Origin of the sequence: Ensifer sp. Root558, from assembly GCF_001427045.1 — a bacterium.
Lineage (GTDB): Bacteria > Pseudomonadota > Alphaproteobacteria > Rhizobiales > Rhizobiaceae > Ensifer > Ensifer adhaerens.
Window position 1 is genome coordinate 243,458 of the sequence record NZ_LMGC01000001.1, and the last position, 19,285, is coordinate 262,742.

The 19,285-nt window shown below is 63.5% G+C and carries 23 protein-coding genes; 15 read left to right on the top strand and 8 right to left on the bottom strand.

Features of this window, described 5'->3' with window-relative positions; genetic code table 11:
• Positions 1-144 precede the first annotated feature (144 nt).
• From ASD63_RS01150 to ASD63_RS01195, 10 genes are all read left to right on the top strand, one after another.
• On the top strand, positions 145-453 hold the full coding sequence (locus tag ASD63_RS01150) for a DUF2853 family protein (RefSeq protein ID WP_034792600.1): 309 nt from the start codon (positions 145-147) through the stop codon (positions 451-453).
• Between the two features lie 99 nt (positions 454-552).
• Positions 553-1,347 carry a thymidylate synthase gene (locus tag ASD63_RS01155; RefSeq protein WP_034792602.1) on the top strand — a complete coding sequence of 265 codons (795 nt, stop codon included), beginning with the start codon at positions 553-555 and terminating at the stop codon, positions 1,345-1,347.
• Between the two features lie 167 nt (positions 1,348-1,514).
• Positions 1,515-2,120 (top strand): glutathione S-transferase, encoded by a 606-nt coding sequence (locus tag ASD63_RS01160; protein WP_034792605.1) that lies wholly within the window; start codon positions 1,515-1,517, stop codon positions 2,118-2,120.
• Positions 2,113-2,649: a dihydrofolate reductase gene (locus tag ASD63_RS01165; RefSeq protein ID WP_034792608.1), complete on the top strand. Its 537-nt coding sequence runs from the start codon at positions 2,113-2,115 to the stop codon at positions 2,647-2,649. Before ASD63_RS01160 ends, ASD63_RS01165 begins: the two co-directional genes overlap by 8 nt.
• Positions 2,650-2,805: 156 nt before the next feature.
• On the top strand, positions 2,806-3,924 hold the full coding sequence (hflK, locus tag ASD63_RS01170) for an FtsH protease activity modulator HflK (RefSeq protein ID WP_034792611.1): 1,119 nt from the start codon (positions 2,806-2,808) through the stop codon (positions 3,922-3,924).
• Positions 3,921-4,841, top strand: a complete 921-nt coding sequence (locus tag ASD63_RS01175; RefSeq protein WP_034792614.1) for a protease modulator HflC — start codon at positions 3,921-3,923, stop codon at positions 4,839-4,841. Before hflK ends, ASD63_RS01175 begins: the two co-directional genes overlap by 4 nt.
• A 7-nt stretch (positions 4,842-4,848) precedes the next feature.
• Positions 4,849-5,034: a DUF2065 domain-containing protein gene (locus ASD63_RS01180; protein ID WP_034792618.1), complete on the top strand. Its 186-nt coding sequence runs from the start codon at positions 4,849-4,851 to the stop codon at positions 5,032-5,034.
• Positions 5,035-5,040: 6 nt separating this feature from the next.
• A complete protein-coding gene (locus ASD63_RS01185; RefSeq protein WP_034792627.1) occupies positions 5,041-5,427 on the top strand; it encodes an ACT domain-containing protein in 387 nt (128 codons plus the stop codon).
• Between the two features lie 271 nt (positions 5,428-5,698).
• On the top strand, positions 5,699-7,219 hold the full coding sequence (locus tag ASD63_RS01190; RefSeq protein WP_051659253.1) for a DegQ family serine endoprotease: 1,521 nt from the start codon (positions 5,699-5,701) through the stop codon (positions 7,217-7,219).
• Between the two features lie 480 nt (positions 7,220-7,699).
• On the top strand, positions 7,700-8,602 hold the full coding sequence (locus ASD63_RS01195; protein WP_034792628.1) for a LysR substrate-binding domain-containing protein: 903 nt from the start codon (positions 7,700-7,702) through the stop codon (positions 8,600-8,602).
• A gap of 204 nt (positions 8,603-8,806) precedes the next feature.
• Here the strand turns inward: ASD63_RS01195 and ASD63_RS01200 are convergent, their stop codons facing one another.
• Together ASD63_RS01200 and serB are read right to left on the bottom strand one after the other, a co-directional pair.
• Entirely contained in the window at positions 8,807-9,382 is a 576-nt protein-coding gene (locus ASD63_RS01200; protein WP_034792629.1) for a GNAT family N-acetyltransferase, read from the bottom strand.
• Positions 9,379-10,266, bottom strand: coding sequence for a phosphoserine phosphatase SerB (gene serB, locus ASD63_RS01205; protein ID WP_034792631.1), 888 nt, complete (start codon positions 10,264-10,266; stop codon positions 9,379-9,381). Before serB ends, ASD63_RS01200 begins: the two co-directional genes overlap by 4 nt.
• Here serB and miaA point away from each other — a divergent pair.
• Positions 10,265-11,176, top strand: coding sequence for a tRNA (adenosine(37)-N6)-dimethylallyltransferase MiaA (gene miaA, locus ASD63_RS01210; protein ID WP_034792634.1), 912 nt, complete (start codon positions 10,265-10,267; stop codon positions 11,174-11,176). The two genes, serB and miaA, sit on opposite strands and share 2 nt — an antisense overlap.
• 19 nt (positions 11,177-11,195) lie before the next feature.
• Here miaA and ASD63_RS01215 read toward each other — a convergent pair whose 3' ends face one another.
• Positions 11,196-11,597, bottom strand: coding sequence for a VOC family protein (locus tag ASD63_RS01215; protein WP_034792637.1), 402 nt, complete (start codon positions 11,595-11,597; stop codon positions 11,196-11,198).
• 172 nt (positions 11,598-11,769) lie between these two features.
• On the opposite strand from ASD63_RS01215, the gene ASD63_RS01220 reads away from it, so the two are divergent.
• Positions 11,770-12,057 carry a hypothetical protein gene (locus ASD63_RS01220; protein ID WP_034792640.1) on the top strand — a complete coding sequence of 96 codons (288 nt, stop codon included), beginning with the start codon at positions 11,770-11,772 and terminating at the stop codon, positions 12,055-12,057.
• Between the two features lie 39 nt (positions 12,058-12,096).
• On the opposite strand, the gene ASD63_RS01225 is transcribed toward ASD63_RS01220, so the two are convergent.
• Positions 12,097-12,489, bottom strand: coding sequence for an MAPEG family protein (locus ASD63_RS01225; RefSeq protein ID WP_034792642.1), 393 nt, complete (start codon positions 12,487-12,489; stop codon positions 12,097-12,099).
• A 156-nt stretch (positions 12,490-12,645) separates the two neighbouring features.
• Between ASD63_RS01225 and ASD63_RS01230 the strand changes: the two genes are divergently transcribed.
• Positions 12,646-13,059 (top strand): helix-turn-helix domain-containing protein, encoded by a 414-nt coding sequence (locus tag ASD63_RS01230; protein ID WP_234798701.1) that lies wholly within the window; start codon positions 12,646-12,648, stop codon positions 13,057-13,059.
• Between the two features lie 45 nt (positions 13,060-13,104).
• On the opposite strand, the gene ASD63_RS01235 is transcribed toward ASD63_RS01230, so the two are convergent.
• The 4 genes from ASD63_RS01235 to ASD63_RS01250 form a co-directional block, all read right to left on the bottom strand.
• On the bottom strand, positions 13,105-13,800 hold the full coding sequence (locus tag ASD63_RS01235) for a class I SAM-dependent methyltransferase (RefSeq protein WP_034792645.1): 696 nt from the start codon (positions 13,798-13,800) through the stop codon (positions 13,105-13,107).
• A 283-nt stretch (positions 13,801-14,083) separates the two neighbouring features.
• A complete protein-coding gene (locus tag ASD63_RS01240) occupies positions 14,084-16,111 on the bottom strand; it encodes an ATP-binding protein (RefSeq protein ID WP_034793613.1) in 2,028 nt (675 codons plus the stop codon).
• Positions 16,112-16,246: 135 nt separating this feature from the next.
• On the bottom strand, positions 16,247-16,765 hold the full coding sequence (locus ASD63_RS01245; RefSeq protein ID WP_034792648.1) for an ABZJ_00895 family protein: 519 nt from the start codon (positions 16,763-16,765) through the stop codon (positions 16,247-16,249).
• Between the two features lie 126 nt (positions 16,766-16,891).
• Positions 16,892-17,440, bottom strand: coding sequence for an alpha/beta hydrolase (locus ASD63_RS01250; RefSeq protein ID WP_034792653.1), 549 nt, complete (start codon positions 17,438-17,440; stop codon positions 16,892-16,894).
• A gap of 107 nt (positions 17,441-17,547) precedes the next feature.
• Here ASD63_RS01250 and ASD63_RS01255 point away from each other — a divergent pair, with 107 nt between their 5' ends.
• Both ASD63_RS01255 and cax read left to right on the top strand, forming a co-directional pair.
• Positions 17,548-18,015 carry an Lrp/AsnC family transcriptional regulator gene (locus ASD63_RS01255; RefSeq protein ID WP_034792656.1) on the top strand — a complete coding sequence of 156 codons (468 nt, stop codon included), beginning with the start codon at positions 17,548-17,550 and terminating at the stop codon, positions 18,013-18,015.
• 164 nt (positions 18,016-18,179) lie between these two features.
• Positions 18,180-19,274 (top strand): calcium/proton exchanger, encoded by a 1,095-nt coding sequence (gene cax / locus ASD63_RS01260; RefSeq protein ID WP_034792668.1) that lies wholly within the window; start codon positions 18,180-18,182, stop codon positions 19,272-19,274.
• Positions 19,275-19,285: the final 11 nt, after the last annotated feature.

Below are 19,285 nucleotides of genomic sequence, written 5' to 3' on the forward strand. Positions count from 1 at the left end.
TGTGTCGGATATATGACTTTCTCCCGGACTGCCCGGTGCCGAACCGCCTTGACTTGACCGGCATCCATGAAAAACTCCCGCTGCTGCCACGCGGCCGGCAATCTCCGGCCGCAGTTTCGAAAAGCAAAGCAAGCTGGAGGCCTCATGACGGACTACCTCGCAGATGTGCAGAAATACGACAGCGGCGCCGACGAGGCGATCGTCAACAAGATCGTGCGTCACCTTGGCATTGCGCTTCGCAACCGGGATTCCTCGCTCGTTTCGGCGTCGGATCCGAAAGAGCTCGAGCGGGTCAAGGAGAAATGGTGCGAGAAGAAGCTCGGCATCAGCGGCGCCGATGCGGACAGCGCGATCGACGCCACCGTCAAGGCGATGTCGGCGGACCGGTCGAAATCGCGCGTCACCTTCTATTATCTGGTGGCCAAGAACCTCGGCAAGCTACAGACCTTGTAGCTCCCCGCCGAATTATCCGGGATAATCGTCCCGTGGTCATTGGTTAGCCGCCGGCTTCGTCCTAAATTTAGCGAAAGTACGAATCGGCGGCGCCAGACCATGCAGCAATATCTCGACCTTCTCGACCATGTGATGACCAACGGATCCGACCGCGGCGACCGGACGGGAACGGGCACGCGCTCAGTCTTCGGCCACCAGATGCGCTTCGACCTCTCCGAAGGCTTTCCGGTGCTGACGACCAAGAAGCTGCATCTGCGCTCGATCATCCACGAACTGCTGTGGTTCCTGAAGGGCGACACCAATATCCGCTACCTCAAGGAAAACGGCGTCACCATCTGGGACGAATGGGCGGACGAGAACGGCGACCTCGGCCCGGTCTATGGCTACCAGTGGCGCTCCTGGCCGGCGCCGGACGGGCGCCATATCGACCAGATCGAAGGCCTCGTCGAGAGCCTCAAGACCAACCCCAATTCGCGCCGGCACATCGTCTCGGCCTGGAACCCGGCGCTGGTCGACGAAATGGCGCTGCCGCCCTGCCATTGCCTGTTCCAGTTCTATGTCTCCGACGGCAAGCTTTCCTGCCAGCTCTACCAGCGCTCGGCCGACATCTTCCTCGGCGTGCCCTTCAACATCGCTTCCTATGCGCTCTTGACGATGATGGTGGCGCAGGTGACGGGCCTGAAGCCGGGTGATTTCGTGCACACGCTTGGCGACGCGCACATCTACCACAACCATTTCGAACAGGCCCGGCTGCAGCTCACCCGCACGCCGAAGGCGCTGCCGCGGATGGAAATCAATCCAGACATGAAAGATCTCTTTTCCTTCCGTTTCGAAGACTTTACGCTCGTCGGCTACGAAGCCGATTCATCCATCAAGGCGCCGATCGCCGTCTGACATATCCTGATGCTGCGGGTGGACGGTCCGCATTTCTGAATTCTTCTCGATGCCGATGCCGCGCCACCCTTCGGGCGGGGCAGGAGCTTCCGTAGCCCGCAAGCGCAGGGGCCGGCAATCCAAGGTGAGGGGCGGCCGGGGAGGGCTGTCGTCCAAGGGAGGTATCGATGCTCACACTCGTTCATGCGCCGCTGTCGCGATCCTCGCGCATCGTCTGGCTGCTTGAGGAGCTGGGCGCGGAATACGAGATCCGCTACGTCTCGATCCGCCGCTGGGACGGCTCGGGCGAGCCCGACGACAACAACCCGCATCCGCACAAGCAGGTGCCGGCGCTCATCCATAATGGCGCGGTGATCTGGGAGTCGGCGGCCGTCGTGCAGTATCTCACCGACCTCTATCCCGATTGCAGCCTCGGCCGGCCGGCCGGCCACAAGGAGCGTGGCGCCTATCTCTCCTGGCTTGCCTATTACGCGGGGGTGATCGAGCCGACGGCGCTTGCCCATATCTCCGGCGCCACCATCAACAACCCGGCACAGGCGCGGCTCTACAGCGAAATGTGCGCCCATGTGATCGACGTGCTCACCCGACGGACCTATCTGCTCGGCGAGACGATGAGTGCCGCCGATCTGCTCTTGGCAAGCGCGCTGCAGTGGATGCGCAAGATCCTGCCGGAAAGCACGGTCGTCGATCGCTACATCCGCGTGGTGACGGACCGGGCAGCCTATGACCGCGCCAGAGAAATCGACAGCAAACCGAACGGGTTCCATGACTGAAACGAAGACCACCCACCCGAAGATATCGATCGTCGTCGCCGTTGCCGCAAACGGCGTCATCGGCCGCGACGGCGATCTGCCCTGGCGGCTTTCGACCGATCTCAAGCGCTTCAAGGCGCTGACGATCGGCAAGCCCGTGATCATGGGGCGCAAGACCTGGGCGTCGCTCGGGCGTCCGCTTCCCGGCCGCGCCAACATCGTCATCACCCGCAACGCGGATTTTGTGGCGGAAGGGGCAAGCGTCGTCCCGTCGCTCGATGCGGCGGTAGCGCTTGCCGGCCGAGAGGCGGAGGCCGCGGGCGTGGACGAGATCTGCGTGATCGGTGGCGGCGAGATCTACCGCCAGTCGATCGCGCGTGCCGATATCTTGCATGTGACCGAGGTGCAGGCGACCGTGGATGGCGATACGCGCTTCCCCGATATCGATCCCGGCATTTTCGAGAAGGTCTTCGAAGAGGACCTGCCGCAGGGTGAAAAGGACAGCCACGCCATGCATTTCGTCACCTTTAAGCGGCGTGCGACAGCCTGACGCGGCGGATCGTCAACTATTTTGAACCATTTACGGTGAACTCGGGTCTATCGCGTTGAAAGCGGTGCGGGTGATACCTATAACGGTTTCACATCATGAACGACCGTGCGGTGGCGCGGCCGTTCAGCGTGGGAAGTATTCAAAAGAGAGGTTTTGATGCCCTGGAGCAATCAGAATGGCGGCGGCGGTGGCCCATGGGGCGGCGGCGGTGGCGGCGGCAATCAGGGGGGTCCCTGGGGCCAGGGGCCAAACCGGCCGCGTGGCGGCAAGGGCGGCCCGCCGGATCTGGAAGAGATCATTCGCCGTGGCCAGGACCAGCTCAAGAACGTCGTTCCCGGCGGCTTCAATGGTGGCGTCTTCGCCATTATCGGCCTGCTGATCGTCGGTTTTGTCCTGATCAATTCGATCTACACGGTGCAGCCGGACGAGCGCGGCGTCGAGATGCGCTTCGGCAAGCCGAAGGACGAGATCTCGATGCCTGGCCTGCACTATCATTTCTGGCCATTCGAGACCGTCGAATTCGTCAAGATCACCGAGCAGCAGCAGAACATCGGCGGGCGCTCTAGCGGCCAGTCGAATTCCGGCCTGATGCTCACCGGCGACCAGAACATCGTCAACGTCCAGTTCTCGGTTCTTTATTCGGTCACCGATCCGAAGGCTTACCTCTTCAACGTCGAGAACCCGTCCGACACGCTGCAGCAGGTGGCCGAAAGCGCGATGCGCGAAGTCGTCGGTCGCCGTCCGGCGCAGGACATCTTCCGTGACAACCGTCAGGCGATCGCCGCGGACGTGAAGAGCACGATCCAGGCAACGATGGACACCTACGGCACCGGCGTTTCCGTCAACACGGTCGCCATCGAGGACGCCGCACCGCCGCGCGAAGTGGCCGATGCGTTCGACGAAGTGCAGCGCGCCGAACAGGACGAGGACCGCTTCGTCGAAGAAGCCAACCAGTATGCCAACCAGGTGCTCGGTAAGGCACGCGGTCAGGGTGCGCAGATCCGCGAAGAAGCGGCCGCCTACAAGGACCGTGTCGTCAAGGAAGCACAGGGTGAGGCGCAGCGCTTCATCTCCGTCTATGACGAGTACTCCAAGGCGCCTGACGTTACCCGCAAGCGTCTCTATCTCGAAACCATGCAGGGCGTTCTCGGCAAGTCGAAGAAGGTCATCATCGACGAGAAGAACGGGCAGGGCGTACTGCCATATCTGCCGCTGAATGAAATCGGTCGTCCGACGACGTCGGGTGCCGCAGCAGTTTCGGGAGCAGGCCAGTGATCAACAATCGTACCTCCGTTATCCTGATCCTGCTCGCCGTCGTCTTCGTCGGCATCTATTCCTCGGTCTTCGTCGTCAACGAGCGCCAGCAGGCGATCGTCGTTCGCTTCGGTCAGATCAAGGACGTCAAGAGCCAGCCGGGCCTCTACTTCAAGCTGCCCTTCGCCTTCATGGACGCCGACCGCGTCCAGTACGTCGAAGACCAGGCACTGCGCTTCGACCTCGACAACATCCGTGTCCAGGTCTCGGGCGGCAAGTTCTACGAAGTTGATGCCTTCGTCGTCTACAAGATCTCCGATCCCCGCCGCTTCCGCGAGACGGTCTCGGGCGATCGCGACTCGGCGGAATCGCGTCTCAGGACCCGTCTCGACGCATCGCTGCGCCGTGTCTACGGTCTGCGCGGCTTCGAGGCAGCGCTCTCCGACGAGCGTGCGTCGATGATGCGCGAAGTGCGCGCCGACCTCAAAGCCGACGCGGAGTCGCTCGGCCTCAACATCGAGGACGTCCGTATCCGTCGCACCGACCTGACGCAGGAGGTCTCGCAACAGACCTACGACCGCATGAAGGCCGAGCGTCTGGCGGAAGCGGAACTGATCCGCGCCCGCGGTAACGAAGAAGGCCAGCGCCGCCGCGCGATTGCCGACCGTCAGGTCGTCGAAATCGTCGCCGAGGCCCAGCGTGATTCGGAAATCCTGCGCGGTGAAGGCGAAGCCGAACGCACAAGGACCTTTGCCGACGCCTTTGCGCGCGATCCGAAGTTCTTCGAGTTCTATCGCTCCATGACCGCTTACACGCAGTCGATCGGTAGCCCGGACACGACGCTGGTGCTTTCGCCGCATTCGGAATTCTTCCGTTACTTCAATAACTCGGAAGGCACTCCGCCGGCCGCGGCACCTCAAGCAGCGACCGGAAACTAGGCGGGCGATGTCAGACTTTCTGACAGGATTCGCTTTCTTCCTGATCATCGAGGGGCTGGTGTACGCACTGGCCCCTTTGGTTTTGGTGGAAATGGCGAAGCGTTTGCCGTATGTCCCCGAACATCAGCTTCGACTGGCGGGGCTCGTTTGCGTGGCTGCCGGGGTCGGACTTGTATGGTTGCTTCGAGGATAATGCGAAATGCCACATAAACTGCTGATCCGGCTGGTCGATGCCGAATACGCCATCACCCGCCTCAATATCGGCTCCAGCATGCCGGAATGGCTGCCGGGGCCGGGCTTCTGGACCGTGTCGAGCTCGCGCGAGGAGATGACACTGGTCTGCCGGGCCGCCCGCGTGCCGTCCAGCGTCCAGAGTTCGCTCGGCTGGCGCTGCTTCCGCGTCGAGCAGCATTTTGCCTTTGACGTGCCTGGCGTGCTCGCCTCGGTGCTCCGGCCGCTTTCGGATGCCGGCGTCGGCGTCTTTGCCAATTCGACCTTCAGCACCGACTACATCTTCGTTGCCGGCTCCGATCTCGACAAGGCGGTCCAGGCGCTGAAAGACCACGGCCACGAGCTCACCACCTGATCAGCCACGCCCGGCCTCGACCTAAAGGCTCGGCCGGGAACGCCCGTCCTTTCGCACCCGTGCGCGCAAGGATCAGGAAATCGTGTTTGGACCCTTCCGAATTCCGCCTTATCTTCAGAGGAAAGTCGGACGTCGCGGTCTTGCGGCTTGCGTTTGTCAAATCTGCCGCATAAGCCCGGCCGACGGTTTCGGTCGAGGCGGAATTATGCGAAGAATCAAAGTGCTATGGTGTGCCGGTGTCACCGCACACAGCCAGAGGAGCTGAAGCGAATTGTCCACGCGATCAAAATCCCGAGTACACTCGCTTGGCGCCTCCCTCGGCGTTCTGGCGCTCGCAGGCGCGCTTGCCTTCAGCAGCACCGCACTCGCCCAGAACACGGCGATCCGGCCGCCGAGCAATGGCCCGGCCTCCGTCGCCGATCTGGCCGCCGGACTGCTGGATGCCGTCGTCAACATCGCGACTTCGCAGAAGGTCAAGAACGACGATGATGCGCCGGCGCCGCAGGTGCCGGAGGGCTCGCCCTACCAGCGCTATTTCGATGAATTCTTCAAGGGCCAGGGTAATCAGGGCGGTAACCGCCAGCGCACGGTCGAATCGCTCGGCTCCGGCTTCGTCATCGATCCCTCTGGCTACATCGTCACCAACAACCACGTGATCGAGGGCGCCGACGACATCGAGATCAACTTCGCCAATGGCAGCAAACTGAAGGCGAAGCTCGTCGGCAAAGACACCCAGACCGATCTCGCGCTGCTGAAGGTCGAGCCGAAGGCGCCGCTGAAGGCCGTGCCTTTCGGGGATTCGCGCAAGATGCGCATCGGCGACTGGGTGATGGCGATCGGCAACCCGTTCGGCCTTGGCGGTTCCGTTTCGGTCGGCATCATCTCGGCGCGCGGCCGCAACATCAACGCCGGCCCCTATGACAATTTCATCCAGACGGACGCTGCGATCAACCGCGGCAATTCCGGCGGGCCGCTGTTCAATATGGCCGGCGAAGTGATCGGCATCAACACGGCGATCATCTCGCCAACGGGCGGCTCGATCGGCATCGGCTTCTCCGTGCCGACCGAACTTGCCGCCAATGTGGTACTTCAGCTCAAGGACTTCGGCGAGACGCGTCGCGGCTGGCTCGGCGTGCGCGTCCAGCCGGTGAACGACGATATCGCCGAGAGCCTGAAGATGGACGCGCCGCGCGGCGCGCTCGTCTCCGGCATCATCGAAGGCGGGCCGATCACGCACGGCGAGATCAAGGCCGGCGACGTCATCGTCAAATTCGACGGCCATGATGTCGGCGAGGTGCGCGACCTGAAGCGCGTGGTCGCCGAAAGCCCCGTCGGTAAGGCGGTCGATGTCGTGGTGATCCGCGACGGCAAGGAACAGACAGTCAAGGTGACGCTCGGACGCCTCGAGGATGGCGCGCTTGCAAGTGCCGACGCGGCAACCGGCGACGAGGGGTCGAAGGCTGACAAGCCGGAGGCTGCGCCGCTTCCAGCGACCGACGTCGTGCTCGGCATGAAGCTTGCGACGCTCAACGAAGAGGCGCGCAAGAAATACGGCATTGCCGAAGACGTGGACGGCGTTGTCATCACCGAGGTCGCGCCGAATTCGGTCGCGGCAGAGCGGCGCGTAGAGGCGGGCGACGTCATCGTCGAGGTCGGTCAGGAGGCGATGGAGACGCCCGCCGACGTGGCCGACCGGGTCGAGGAGCTGAAATCCAGCGGCCGTCGCCACGCCGCCCTTCTGATCTCCAACAAGTCCGGCGAATTGCGCTTCGTCACCGTTCGGGTGGAGTAGGACGCATCGCGCCTTTCGGCAGTTGCTATTGCGGCATCGGATCGATGCCGCAGCGCCGCTTTCGGTCGAGGCCGATTGTCTGAATCTTTTCAGTGCTATCGCCTCTGGGGCTGAGAGGCTGAATCCACGTCCTCAGGTTTTGATTCAAGGCTGCGGTTCGGCCGACGGGCCGCAGCGCGCTCATGATGGGCACAGACACGGTCCCGCTGCCGCGACCTTCTCCCCGCTTGCGGGGAGAGGGTTAGGGTGAGGGGCATTCGAGAAGCGGTGAGGTGCCCTTCTTTCAGCAGTCCTCGCTCGCTTGCCTGGGGTGCGGGGACGGCTTGCGCGCCGGCTGGAAGGTCATCAGCCTGAGGGCTTCGAACAGAATTTCGATAATCGTATGCATTGCCGCACCTCCTTTCTTGCAAGCATTTCACTCCACTTGCCGGCACCCCTCAAACGAGTTTACAGTCGCCTTCGGATAACTTGAGGTTATGCATGAAGCGCGGCCGACTGCCCCTGACAGCGTTGCGGAGTTTCGAGGCGGCCGGGCGACTGGAGAGTTTCACACTGGCTGCATCGGAGCTTTTCGTCTCGCAGGCGGCCATCAGCCGGCAGGTGCGCGAGCTCGAAGAGCTGATCGGCCGGCCGCTGTTTGAGAGGCTCCACCGCGGTGTGCGGTTGACGGCCGATGGTCAGGCGCTGCTCGGCACGCTGACATCTGCCTTCGACATGGTGGGCGAAAGCCTCGACGCGCTCTCGGGGCGGCGGTTGTCGCAGACGCTGAAGGTCAGCGCCGAACCATCCTTTGCCGGCTGCTGGCTGGTGCCGCATTTGCAGGAATTTCAGGAGGCGCATCCGGAGATCGATCTGGTGATCGATGCGGAGTCGCGGCTCGCCGAGTTTCGAAGCGGCGAGGCCGATATCGCCATCCGCCACAGCTTGACCGCCCGCGCCTGGTCGCGGGTGGAGGCGCGGCCCCTTGCCGAGGTGGAGATGGTCCCGGTGATCACGCCTGCGCTTGCCGGCGCCGGGCCGCCGCTCGACCGACCCGAAGACCTGTTGCAGCATCCATTGTTGCATGAGGATAACCGGCAACTCTGGGAACAATGGTTTGCGGCGGCCGGCACCGCGCCGGTGAAGCTTGCACGCGGCGCGATCTTCGCCGATGGCTCGATGGTGCTGCAGGCGACGCTGCGCGGCAGCGGCGTCGGCCTCATCGACCGCGACCATGCCCGCGACGACATCGCCGCCGGCCGGCTGATCCAGCCGTTCGACGCCTCTGTGCCCTATGGCGCGTTCTTTATTGTGGCGCGGCGCTTCGAGGCGCTGTCGGAGGCGGCCAGGGCCTTTGTCGACTGGATCGAACGGAGCTACCCGGGGGCGGGGCGAAAGCGGTGAGGCGGCCCTTATCCTCAGGGCGAGCGCTTGCCCCTCATCCGCCTGCCGGCACCGTCTCTCCGCACGCGGGGAGAAGGAAAGATATGGCGAACGCCCGCCATTCTTCAGAGGTGGTTGGGTAGTGCCAGTGCGGCTGGCGTCTCTCTTCCCGCCTGCGGAGAGAGATGTCCGGCAGACAGAGAGGGCAACCCACGAAGCGGCAGCTTATTTCCCGGCCTTTGAACGATGCGCCCGCCATTCCTCGGCGCTGATCGCATAGAGCACATGCCGAACCAGGGTCGGCTGATCGGTTGGGACGCGGGGGTGGTCGAAGTCGCGACTTGGGTCGCGGTGCATGCCGATCCGTTGCATGACAGCGGTCGAGCGGGTGTTGGCGGGAACCGCGAAGGAGACGACCTCGCTCAAGCCCTTTTCCTCGAAGCCGTAGCGCAGCAGGGCGTTGGCCGCTTCGGTGAGGTAGCCCTTGCCCCAGTAGGGCGGAGCCAGTCGCCAGCCGATTTCGACGGTTCCTTTGGGCAGGTGCGGCTCCAAATCCGTGAGCGCGAGGCCGCAGAAGCCGATTGGCTTGTCGTCGGCCTTGAGCGCCACGGCGAAGAAGCCGAAGCCGGTTTCGGCGATGCCCTTGCCGACGCGGTCGAACAGCGCGTCTGATTCCGCGCGGCTGCGGCGGAAGGGAAAGAATTCCATCACCTTGGGATCGCTGTTGATCGCGAAGAAGAGATCGCGATCGCTTTCCTTCCAGGCGCGGATGCGCAGCCGCTCAGTCTCGGCAATGATCATCCGGCGAAATCCGTCTTGCGATAGCCCTGCAGATAGAGAAGGGCGGTGAGGTCGCCGTGGTCGATGCGGACCTTCGCCTGCTCGGCGACCACGGGCTTGGCATGCAGCGCCACGCCGGTGCCGGCAAGCTGGATCATGCCGAGATCGTTGGCGCCGTCGCCGACGGCAAGGGCATCGTCCGTCGAGATGCCGAGGCGGTCGGCGATCTCGATCAGCGAATCGACCTTGGCCTGCTTGCCGAGGATGGGATTGGCGACTTCGCCAGTGAGGATGCCGTCTTCGGCGATCAGCGTATTGGCGCGGTTCTCGTCAAAGCCGAGCATCTCGGCGATCGGGCCGGTAAAGACGGTGAAACCGCCGGAGACGAGCGCGGTATGGTGGCCCTTGCTCTTCATCGTTGCGATCAGTTGTTTTCCGCCCGGCGTCAGCGTGATGCGCTTGGCGATGACCTCGTCGACGACGCCAAGTGGCAGGCCCTTCAGAAGTCCTACGCGTTCGATCAGCGCCGGCTCGAAGGCGATCTCGCCGTTCATGGCGCGGGCGGTGATCGCCGCCACCTTGTCTTTCAGGCCGACTTCGGCGGCGAGTTCGTCGATGCATTCCTGGCCGATCATGGTCGAGTCCATGTCGGCGATGAGCAGTTTCTTGCGGCGGCTCTCGGCGTCTTGCACGGCGACATCGACCGGTGCATCGCCGATCACGCCGCGCAGCAGGGTTTCGGCGGCATCCGGATCGGTGCCGTCGGTCAGCGCGATATCGCAGGCGATGCCATCGGCGAGCCAATAGAGGCCGGATGCCTTGACGGCGTCAGCGGCTGCTTCCGCCAGTGCTGGCGTCAGAACAGGATTTGACGGATTGGCGATAAGCGTGGCAACGAGAGCCATGGACAACAACCTTGATACCGAGAGCGACGCGATCCTGATAACCGGGCCGACCGCCAGCGGCAAGTCCGCGCTTGCCGTCGAACTGGCGCGCCGACACGGCGGCGTGGTCGTCAATGCCGACAGCATGCAGGTCTATGACACGCTGCGGCTGTTGACGGCGCGGCCGGACGAGGCCGACATGGGCGGCATAGGGCACTGTCTTTACGGCCATGTGCCGGCGGCATCCGCCTATTCCACCGGTGCCTGGGCGCGTGAAGCGCAGGCATTGGTCGCTCAGCTCAAGGGCGAGGGACGCTTGCCGGTTTTTGTCGGCGGCACCGGGCTCTATTTCAAGGCGCTGACCGGTGGTCTCTCGGACATGCCGGAGATCCCGGCGGCGATCCGGGAAAGGCTGCGCGAGCGGCTGAAGGCGGAAGGGGCGGAGGCGCTGCATCGCGACCTCGAAGCCAGGGATCCGGAAACGGCGGTGACACTGAAGCCCGGTGACGGCCAGCGGATCGTGCGGGCGCTCGAAATGGTGGAGGCCACCGGCAAGCCGATCCGCTTCTTCCAACAGCAGACCGGACCCATGATCGTCGACCCGGACCGGGCTACAAAATATGTCGTGCTGCCGGAGCGAAAGCTCCTGCACGACCGCATCAACCGTCGCTTCCAGTTGATGCTTGCCGGCGGCGCGATCGACGAAGTGCGGGCGCTGCTTGCGCTCGAGCTGCCGTCGGAAATGCCCATCATGAAGGCGATCGGCGTCAGCCAGATCGCAGCCCTTCTGAAGGGCGAACTCGACGAGGCCGAAGTGATCGAGATGGGCGCTGCGGCAACGCGACAATATGCCAAGCGGCAGATGACCTGGTTCCGTAACCAGCTCGACGACAGCTGGCAGCGCATTTCGAGCGCCGAGGAGGTGCTTTGACGAGCGCCGTTGCTGCGGATCAGTCGGCGAGGTTCAGCTGCCAGGACACGCCGAAGCGGTCGGTGACCCAGCTGAAGCGCTGGCTGAAGCCGTAATTGTCGAGTGGCATCAGCACTGCCCCGCCTTCGGCGAGCATGCCATAAAGCGTGATGATCTCATCCTCGCTCTGGCATTCCACGAAGAACGAGAACGACGGGGTGAAATCGAAGGCGTGCCGGACCGGGCTGTCGATGCACTTGACCCGCTGCGCGCCGAGCCGGAAAAGCGCCACCTTGACGCTGCCTTCGGGACCTTGCTCATCCGGTCCATAGCGCTCGACTTCCAGCACCTCGGCATTCGGGAACAGCGAGTCGTAGAAGGCCATGGCGTCGTCGGCGACGCCATCCTGGAACATCAGAAAGGGCGTGATGCTTGTGACCATGGCGCGCTCCCGTTGTCGTCGGTGTCAACAAAACCGGCTGACTGATCCTACCCCAGGATGTCGCCACGACAACGGTCGGCCCGCGGCAAAGTTCCCTTGCAGGATAGGCGCTGATGCCTTGCTGTGAGCGGGGCGGCTTGCAGGTTCGGGCGGCGCATGCCATGTCCCGATCATGACAGACGAGCAGAAAACGTCTCCTGACAGCGCGGAAATCCGTCTGTCTCCCGATGAAGCCCTGGTGCTCTTTGAACTTCTGTCGCGTTGGAGCGAGGAGAACGCAGTTCCAACGCCGGACGCCTCCTGTTTCGAAAGCACGGCCGAATGCGCGGTGCTGCTCGCAGTGCTGGCAGACCTTCAAAAGCAGTTGGTCGCACCCTTTCGCGAAGACTACGCCGAAGCGGTGAAAGCGGCACGCCGCCGTCTGGCGCCATCGTGGGATTACCCTGACCTCAGGGGGTGATTTGCTTGCTTGTGCCTGCGCTTGATCAGCTCGGACCAGTCACGCCAGCAGCGGCCACAGCACCAGTCCGATCCCGATGATGCTGGTCGCAAACAGGGCCGAGCGCAGCACGGGAATGCCGATCGCATAGGCGAGCCAAAAGGCGAGCCGTGCCGAAAGCCAGACGATCGCGCCGAGTTCCGTCGTCGTGTTGTTTGCGCCGGTGACTTCGACCGCAAGCAGCGCGGACGCGGCGAAGGGAAAAGTCTCGAGGAAGTTTGCCTGCGCGCGTTTCAGCCGTCCGACGAGGGGCGTTGGCGGCGGCCCGGCCGCTTCGCGCGAAGAGAGCGACCAGGCCAGTCCGTTCTGGCGCGTCTGGAGTTGCGCCGCGACAAAAACCTGGATGATGCCGAAGATGCAGCCGAGCGCCAGCACGGTCATCTCCATGCTCATGGCCGCGCTCCGAAAGCCGTCTCGAACTTTACTGTCGCGTGTGCCTGCGCCATGTCAGCCATCGTGCTTTCCTCCCGCATTGTTTGCTGAAAGCACGCTAACTCTCTGGTACGATATCGTAAATACGGACAAAAAGGATAGTACGGGGGGGCCGACATGACGGAACAAGCCGTGGCATCGGACCGAGGTGTCGGGCCGAAAGTGTCCAGCCTGACCGGTCTCGACATGAGCCATATCCGGCTCTGCCCCGCCATCGCCTTCAACCAGATCGTCGGCGGGCGCTACAAGCTGCACATCCTCTGCGTGCTCGAAGGCGGGACGCACCGCTATGGCGAAATCGGACGGTCGCTGCTTCGTGGCGGACTCGGTAAGCCGATCACCCCGCGTATTCTCAGCCGCGAACTGCGGGAACTGGAGGAGCGGGGCCTGATCAGCCGCCGGGACTATCCCGTGGTGCCGCGCAAGGTGGAATACAGTCTGACCGCCCAGGGGCAGGCGCTGCTGCCGATCCTTGCCGAAATCGTCCGCTGGGGCGCAACGGGCGCGCACGAGCAAATCCTCGGGATATGACTTCCTCCTGCTCGGCCCTTCAAAACGTCGAGAAGGCTGTCGCGCTCACGCTTTCACGGCCGAGAAGAAGAGGAAGCGCGGTTTGGTCGTCAGGCTCCTGTAGGCGTCCGGAAAGAGCGTGCTGGCACGCGGATCGGGCTCCGGTTCGCTCACCGTCTCGGTGGCAAATCCGGCTGATTTGAGCGCATCGAACATGGCGTGCAGCGGGCGGTGCCAGAAGCGCATGTGGATGGTCCTGCCGCCCCGTTCCCAGGTATCGTCGAAGCGATAGGTCTCGAAATAGTTGTCGTGACCGGAAAGGGAATGATCCATGAACGGATGGTGCGTGGAAAACACCAGACGGCCGCCCTTTCGTAGCACCCGGTTGAACTCGGAAAGCGGGAGCGACCAATCCTCCAGATAATGCATGACGAGGGATGCCACGATGAGGTCGAAGGCACCGTCGTCGAACGGCAAGGGTTCGCTCAGATCGGCCATCAGCAATTGCGCACGCCCGTCGAGGCGTCGACGGGCGATGTCCAGAAGACCGGCGCTGCGATCGATGCCCGTCACCGCGGCGCCGCGCTCGATGAGCGCTGCCGCGTGCGCTCCGCCGCCGCAACCGGCGTCGAGCACCCGAAGCCCGGCGACGTCGCCGGCGAGTGCCAAAGTCGCCGGCCGCTCGTAATAGGCGTTCCAGGCGTTGTTCTCGTTGTCGGCATCATAGGCTGCCGCAAAGGCATCGTAGTCGTTCTCTGGCAAGGCCTTTTCTCCGCTGCCACCGAAAGGCGTGCGCGATCAGATGTCGAAGCGCTTGAAACTTCTATTCTATCGGTCTGCGACGCCATCGGGCAATCGCGTTAATGTGGAGCGCCCCCTGGAGGACCTTCGGTCGCAAGGACGCGTGCGACCACCCAGCGAGCCGCTATTCCCCTCCAGAGTTGTTCACGCACTGCCGCCCGCAGCGAATGTCTGGACAAAACGCTTTTACATCTCTGGTTGTCATCGGGCAAATGGGGCGCCCGCAGTTTCACGCGTTCGCTGCCTAGGTCTTGCGGATGATGCTGCCGAGGGGCCGCTTCAACAGGCTTTCGCGCAGCGAGCCCTGGCGCGGCCGCTCGCCGGACGCCGGGTCAGCCGTTTGCGAACGGCGTTGGGCCTGATCGGCCGGGGATGGCTCGTTCAAGAGCTGCTGGCGGATCTGATTGAAGCGCTCCAGCTCCGGATTGACGGGGGCAGGCGCGCGCGGAAGCATGTCCGGACGATAGGGCTCGATCTCGACCTGCGGCTCGCTGAGGCCCGGTTGCGGCTCGGCTTCTGCCGTGGCGCCCAGTTCGGTCTCCCAGCGCTGCTCTTCGCTCACGGTCTGCGCCGCCATGTAGCTCTGCTGGAAGTTCGAAATATCCGGCCCGTTGATGGCGCGCATGCGGCTGACGATCGCGCGCAGGTCAACGGTCGGCGGATGGTCCTCGTCGATCCGGTCGATGATCCCGTGGGCGCGCGGCAGGCGCTCCTCGGCGATGCGAGAAAAGCGCATGCGCATCGGCACGGCCACCGCCTCGCCGAATGCGATTGCCTCGCCATTGCCGATCGAGGAAATGAAGCTCGTCGTCGATGTCGACGAGTTCGGAATGGCCGAGCGGATGATGTCCTGGTCGCGGTCGTTGGCAAGCCGCATGGCAAAGACCGTCGAGCACTGCGACAGGATCGTCGGATCGAGTTCGCCGGGGCGCTGGGTGATGATGCCGAGCGATACGCCGTATTTGCGGCCTTCCTTGGCGATGCGGGCGATCGCCTGCCGCGTCGGCAGGAAGCCGAGCGACGGATCGGCCGGCACGTAGCGGTGCGCCTCTTCGCAGACGACCAGCATATGGATGCCGCCATTGCTCCAGAGCCCGATTTCAAACGCCATGCGGCAAAGCACCGAGGCGACGGAATTAACGACTTCCGAGGGGATGCCGGCCAGCTGGAAGGTGGCGATCGGCCGGCCGTCGCCTGGAATGCGGAAAACCCGGGCGATCGTATCCTGGATCGTGTCGGTGATCGTGTTCGACGAGAACATGAAATGATAGCGCGGATCGTTGATCGCCGAGACGATCTTGACCTTGAGCGAGCGCAGATGCGGCTTGTCGTTGCGCCCTTCGAGCCGGCCGATGCGCTCGTCGATCAGCGCCAAGAGGTCGGCGATGCGGTAAGGCACCGGCGTGTCGGCGGTGATCGAGCTCTTTTCCGTCTGGCGCCGCACGATGCCGGCGTCGCCGCCGCCGCGGAAGGCCTTCTTCGCCTCGGGGATGATGTCGCGCAGCATGTCGAGCTCGTCCGGCGGCGCCGGACGGCCGCGGAAGATCACCTCTGCGAACTCCTCCAGTCGGAAGAACCAGAAGGGCAGGTCGAGCGTATCGGTGTCGATGACGACGGCAAGGTCGGGGAAGGCGGCGGCGAACTCGTTGTGCGGGTCGAGGATCAGCACGCGCAGCTTCGGATCGGCAATGATCGCCTTGTTGAGCAGCAGCGTGACCGCGGTCGACTTGCCGACGCCGGTCGTGCCGACGATGGCGAAATGCTTGGCGAGCATCGAGGGCACGTGAATGGTTGCGTCGAGGCTCTCGTCCTGGGTCAGCTTGCCGATGATGCAGCTGTCGTTGCGGCCGGAATCGTAGATGCGCGCAAGGTCGGCGGCGCGGATGCGGTGGGCGATGGCACCGAGATAGGGATATTGGCTGATACCGGCGGAAAACTCTTCACGACCGTCGGGCCCCCTATGGACCTCGCCCATCAGTTCGACTTCGATGCGGAAGGTGTTGTTGGTCTCTTCGCCCCATTCGCTGGAGGTGGTCTGCATCGAATAGACCAGCGCCACCACGCGGTTCCTGCCGACGGAAATGGAAATCAGCCGGCCGACGGACCAGAGTTCGGTCAGCGACGTCTCGCCGCTCTCTGCGATCGCAGCGATCGTCGCGCGCGCGCCGTTGCAGGCAACCACCCGTCCGAGGAACCGGTTGCCGGGCTTCAGGCCGTCACGGCGATCCTGCTCTCCGGCACGGATCGAGGAATGAAGTTCATTGTTCAGCAACGCGAGAAACCCCGGCAATACGGCGCTTCATGTTAGCCAAGGGGATTTAACAAGTGGTTTCGAGATGTTGCACGCTCGAGCACGCGGGGCACGGGCAGCGGCATGGCGACTTGCGCACTCCGATTTAGTTCCCTGTCAGAGCGATAGCCGGCCGGCCATCCTCCTCGCCGAGCTACCGTACTGCCAGCGCATCATGAAGTACGAGACGGTCAGGAGGAGGGCCATACCGCCTGCGATCACGAGACAGAGAACCATGTCCAGAGACATCAGCAGGGAGACGAACTGCTGCCGGTTGACGTAGTAGGCGATCTCATAGCCTGGGTCGCCAAATACAAACGCCATGACGTAGACCCAAGCAGCAATTGCAACACCCGGCAGAATGCTAATTGCCGTGGCTAAGCCCAAGGAGACGCGGGCCAGTTTCGCTTTCTCTTCTTCCGTCGGGCATCGGCGATGCCTTTGCACGAAACGGCTGGCTGTGGCGGTAGCCGATGACAATGTCTGCGCAAACCAGACGCCGTATGCAGTTCCCTTCGGTATCGGGCCAACAAGGGTCTCGTAGGCGAACATCCCGGCCACGCAGACTCCTGTCAACGCCAGGCAAACGAGGGCGAAGTAGCGGTAATATGGCGTCAGCGACACGGTCGGCGTCATGCGTGGTTCCTGGCGGGCGGTTGTGGCGCCACTTGGCATGATTAGCGCATAACTTGCAAGATTGTGCGCTCTCCCTGAGCAAACTGTCGGGAAAGCTCGCCGACGTTGGCCGGACTGTGTGACGCCTCAGCCCTCCGATGGTTTGATGCACTGAGCAAACGACCGGAACAGCGCCCGCCCTTCCGGCCAGTCACTCAACCCGCTCTTGCCGTTGATATGGGCGACGGCGCCGGCTTCGGCGAACCGGCTGCCCCATTGCGCCGCCCGCATCTGCGCGTAGCCGATGGTGCCGAAGGGGTCGTTGGAACTCGCGACGATAAGGGAGGGAAAACGGAAGCGTTCCGTCGGGACCTTGGCGAAGCTGGCAGCCTCCGCCGGGAAGGCCGCAGACGTCGGATCGGGAACCGCCACGAGAAAAGCGCCGGCGACAGGACGGGTGCGGACCGCATGCCAATGGGCGACGAGCAGACAGGCAAGGCTGTGGGCGGCGAGAAGGGGTGGCTCGCTTGCTGAGGCAATGGCGCTGTCGAGCGCCTGGATCCAGTCGGCAAGCTGCGGACGATCCCAATCGCCCGGTTGGAAACGGCGCAAGTGAGGGTCTGCATTCTCCCATCGGGTTTGCCAGTGCGCCTCGCCGGAACCGCCGATGCCGGGCAGGATGATGATATCGTTCATGTCGTCCTCTCATCTTCAACATGGGGGAGACTGCCAGCTTCCCTTGACCATCTGAATGCGCAATCATCGGAAAGTGCGGCCGTTTGCCGATGGATTAAAGGTGAAACATGGCGGTTGACCGTTCTGCCCTCGACCCGACCGATATCGCGATCATCGAGGTATTGCAGGAAGACGGACGCATCGCGATCTCGGAGCTCGGGCGGCGTATCGGTCTGTCGCAGCCGGCGACCTCGGAGCGGGTCAAGCGGCTGGAGGAGCGCGGCATCATTTCCGGTTATGGCGCACGCATCGATGCGGCACGCCTCGGGCTTGGCATGATGGCGGTGATCCGCCTGAAGACGACGCACGAACATATCCGTGCCTGCCTCAAGCAGTTTTCCGAGATGCCGCAGGTGATCGAGGTGCTGCGGCTGACCGGCGAGGACTGTTTCCTTCTCAAGGTGCTGGTGCCGACGCCGGGCGAGCTTGAAACGATCGTCGACACGATCGCGCGCTATGGCGCCGTGACGACGTCGCTTGTCTTGAGCGGCGAGCCGGAAAAGCCGATCGGGCGGGCGCTGATCCAGCGGGTCTGAGACTGGGCGCCGGGCACGCTTCGACTTGATGAAAGTCAATGCAGAACGCGAGAGGACGCGGGATAATTCAACCATAGGCCAGGCACGTCCGTTCGGGTGACCGTCAGGGGCGTTGCCGGCCACGGACGCTCGAAGGGCGAGCGGGAAGCGGGCGAGGGGAAGCCATGAGCGATGCAATTGCCTATTTTCGTCGGACACCCATACTCTGGCTGATCGTCTTCGTGCCGATCGCGATCGCCGGCGAGCACATCTGGCCGGACGCCCATACGCTGCTCTTCCTGCTGTCGGTGGCGGCGATCGTGCCGCTGGCGGCGCTCCTGAGCCAGGCGACGGAGGCGGTTGCGGCCCGCACCGGCGACACGGTCGGCGCGCTCTTGAATGCAACGCTCGGCAACCTGACCGAGCTCGTCATCGCCCTGATGGCGCTTGCTGCCGGCCAGTATCTGCTGGTCAAGGCCTCGATCGCCGGCGCGATCGTCACCAACACGCTGTTCATGCTGGGTGGTTCGTTTCTGCTCGGCGGGCTCAAGTTTCACCTGCAGGAGTTCAACCGGGTGAATGCGCGCTTTCTGGCGAGCCTCCTGTTCATGGCGACGATCGCCGTACTCGTGCCTTCGCTGATCGGTGCTGCCGACGGCCAGCCGCAGACGGCTTTCACCCAACAGCTGAGCGCCGGCCTCTCCGTCCTTCTCATCATCACCTATGGGCTCTGGATGCTGTTTTCGCTGAAGACCCATCGCGAGCTGTTCGTCTCGGCCACCTCTGAGCATGGCGGTGATGAACCGCACTGGCCGCTGGCGACGGGCATCATCGTGCTGCTGGTGGTGACCGTTCTTGTGGCGCTCGTCAGCGAAGTTTTCGTCGGCTCGGTGCAGGTTGCGGCCGAAGAGCTTGGCATGACGCCGGCCTTCGTCGGCTTCGTCGTCGTCGCGCTCGTCGGTGCTGCGGCCGAGATGGCGACGGCTTTTTCCGCTGCGCGCAAGGATCGGCTGGACCTGAGCGTCGGCATAGCGCTCGGCAGCGCCGTGCAGATTGCGCTCTTCGTCGCGCCGCTGCTGGTGCTTCTGAGCTACGTGCTCGGGCCGCAGCCGATGGACCTGCAGTTCTGGCCGGGGGCGATCGTGATGATGCTGGTCGCGACCATGGCCGCGACGCTGCTTTCCAACGGCGGGCGGTCTGCCTGGTACATGGGCGTGCTGGCGCTCACCGTCTACGTGATCTTCGCCATGACGCTGTTCCTGCTGCCGCCGCAGGTGTAGCCCTGCGGTCG

Excerpts from the sequence above, each read along its gene's own strand:
- ASD63_RS01150 (WP_034792600.1), top strand. The coding sequence starts at position 145 with ATGACGGACTACCTCGCAGATGTGCAGAAATACGACAGCGGCGCCGAC.
- ASD63_RS01155 (WP_034792602.1), top strand. The coding sequence starts at position 553 with ATGCAGCAATATCTCGACCTTCTCGACCATGTGATGACCAACGGATCC.
- ASD63_RS01160 (WP_034792605.1), top strand. The coding sequence starts at position 1,515 with ATGCTCACACTCGTTCATGCGCCGCTGTCGCGATCCTCGCGCATCGTC.
- ASD63_RS01165 (WP_034792608.1), top strand. The coding sequence starts at position 2,113 with ATGACTGAAACGAAGACCACCCACCCGAAGATATCGATCGTCGTCGCC.
- hflK (WP_034792611.1), top strand. The coding sequence starts at position 2,806 with ATGCCCTGGAGCAATCAGAATGGCGGCGGCGGTGGCCCATGGGGCGGC.
- ASD63_RS01180 (WP_034792618.1), top strand. The coding sequence starts at position 4,849 with ATGTCAGACTTTCTGACAGGATTCGCTTTCTTCCTGATCATCGAGGGG.
- ASD63_RS01185 (WP_034792627.1), top strand. The coding sequence starts at position 5,041 with ATGCCACATAAACTGCTGATCCGGCTGGTCGATGCCGAATACGCCATC.
- ASD63_RS01195 (WP_034792628.1), top strand. The coding sequence starts at position 7,700 with ATGAAGCGCGGCCGACTGCCCCTGACAGCGTTGCGGAGTTTCGAGGCG.
- ASD63_RS01200 (WP_034792629.1), bottom strand. The coding sequence starts at position 9,382 with ATGATCATTGCCGAGACTGAGCGGCTGCGCATCCGCGCCTGGAAGGAA.
- miaA (WP_034792634.1), top strand. The coding sequence starts at position 10,265 with ATGGACAACAACCTTGATACCGAGAGCGACGCGATCCTGATAACCGGG.
- serB (WP_034792631.1), bottom strand. The coding sequence starts at position 10,266 with ATGGCTCTCGTTGCCACGCTTATCGCCAATCCGTCAAATCCTGTTCTG.
- ASD63_RS01215 (WP_034792637.1), bottom strand. The coding sequence starts at position 11,597 with ATGGTCACAAGCATCACGCCCTTTCTGATGTTCCAGGATGGCGTCGCC.
- ASD63_RS01220 (WP_034792640.1), top strand. The coding sequence starts at position 11,770 with ATGACAGACGAGCAGAAAACGTCTCCTGACAGCGCGGAAATCCGTCTG.
- ASD63_RS01225 (WP_034792642.1), bottom strand. The coding sequence starts at position 12,489 with ATGAGCATGGAGATGACCGTGCTGGCGCTCGGCTGCATCTTCGGCATC.
- ASD63_RS01230 (WP_234798701.1), top strand. The coding sequence starts at position 12,646 with ATGACGGAACAAGCCGTGGCATCGGACCGAGGTGTCGGGCCGAAAGTG.
- ASD63_RS01245 (WP_034792648.1), bottom strand. The coding sequence starts at position 16,765 with ATGACGCCGACCGTGTCGCTGACGCCATATTACCGCTACTTCGCCCTC.
- ASD63_RS01250 (WP_034792653.1), bottom strand. The coding sequence starts at position 17,440 with ATGAACGATATCATCATCCTGCCCGGCATCGGCGGTTCCGGCGAGGCG.
- ASD63_RS01255 (WP_034792656.1), top strand. The coding sequence starts at position 17,548 with ATGGCGGTTGACCGTTCTGCCCTCGACCCGACCGATATCGCGATCATC.
- cax (WP_034792668.1), top strand. The coding sequence starts at position 18,180 with ATGAGCGATGCAATTGCCTATTTTCGTCGGACACCCATACTCTGGCTG.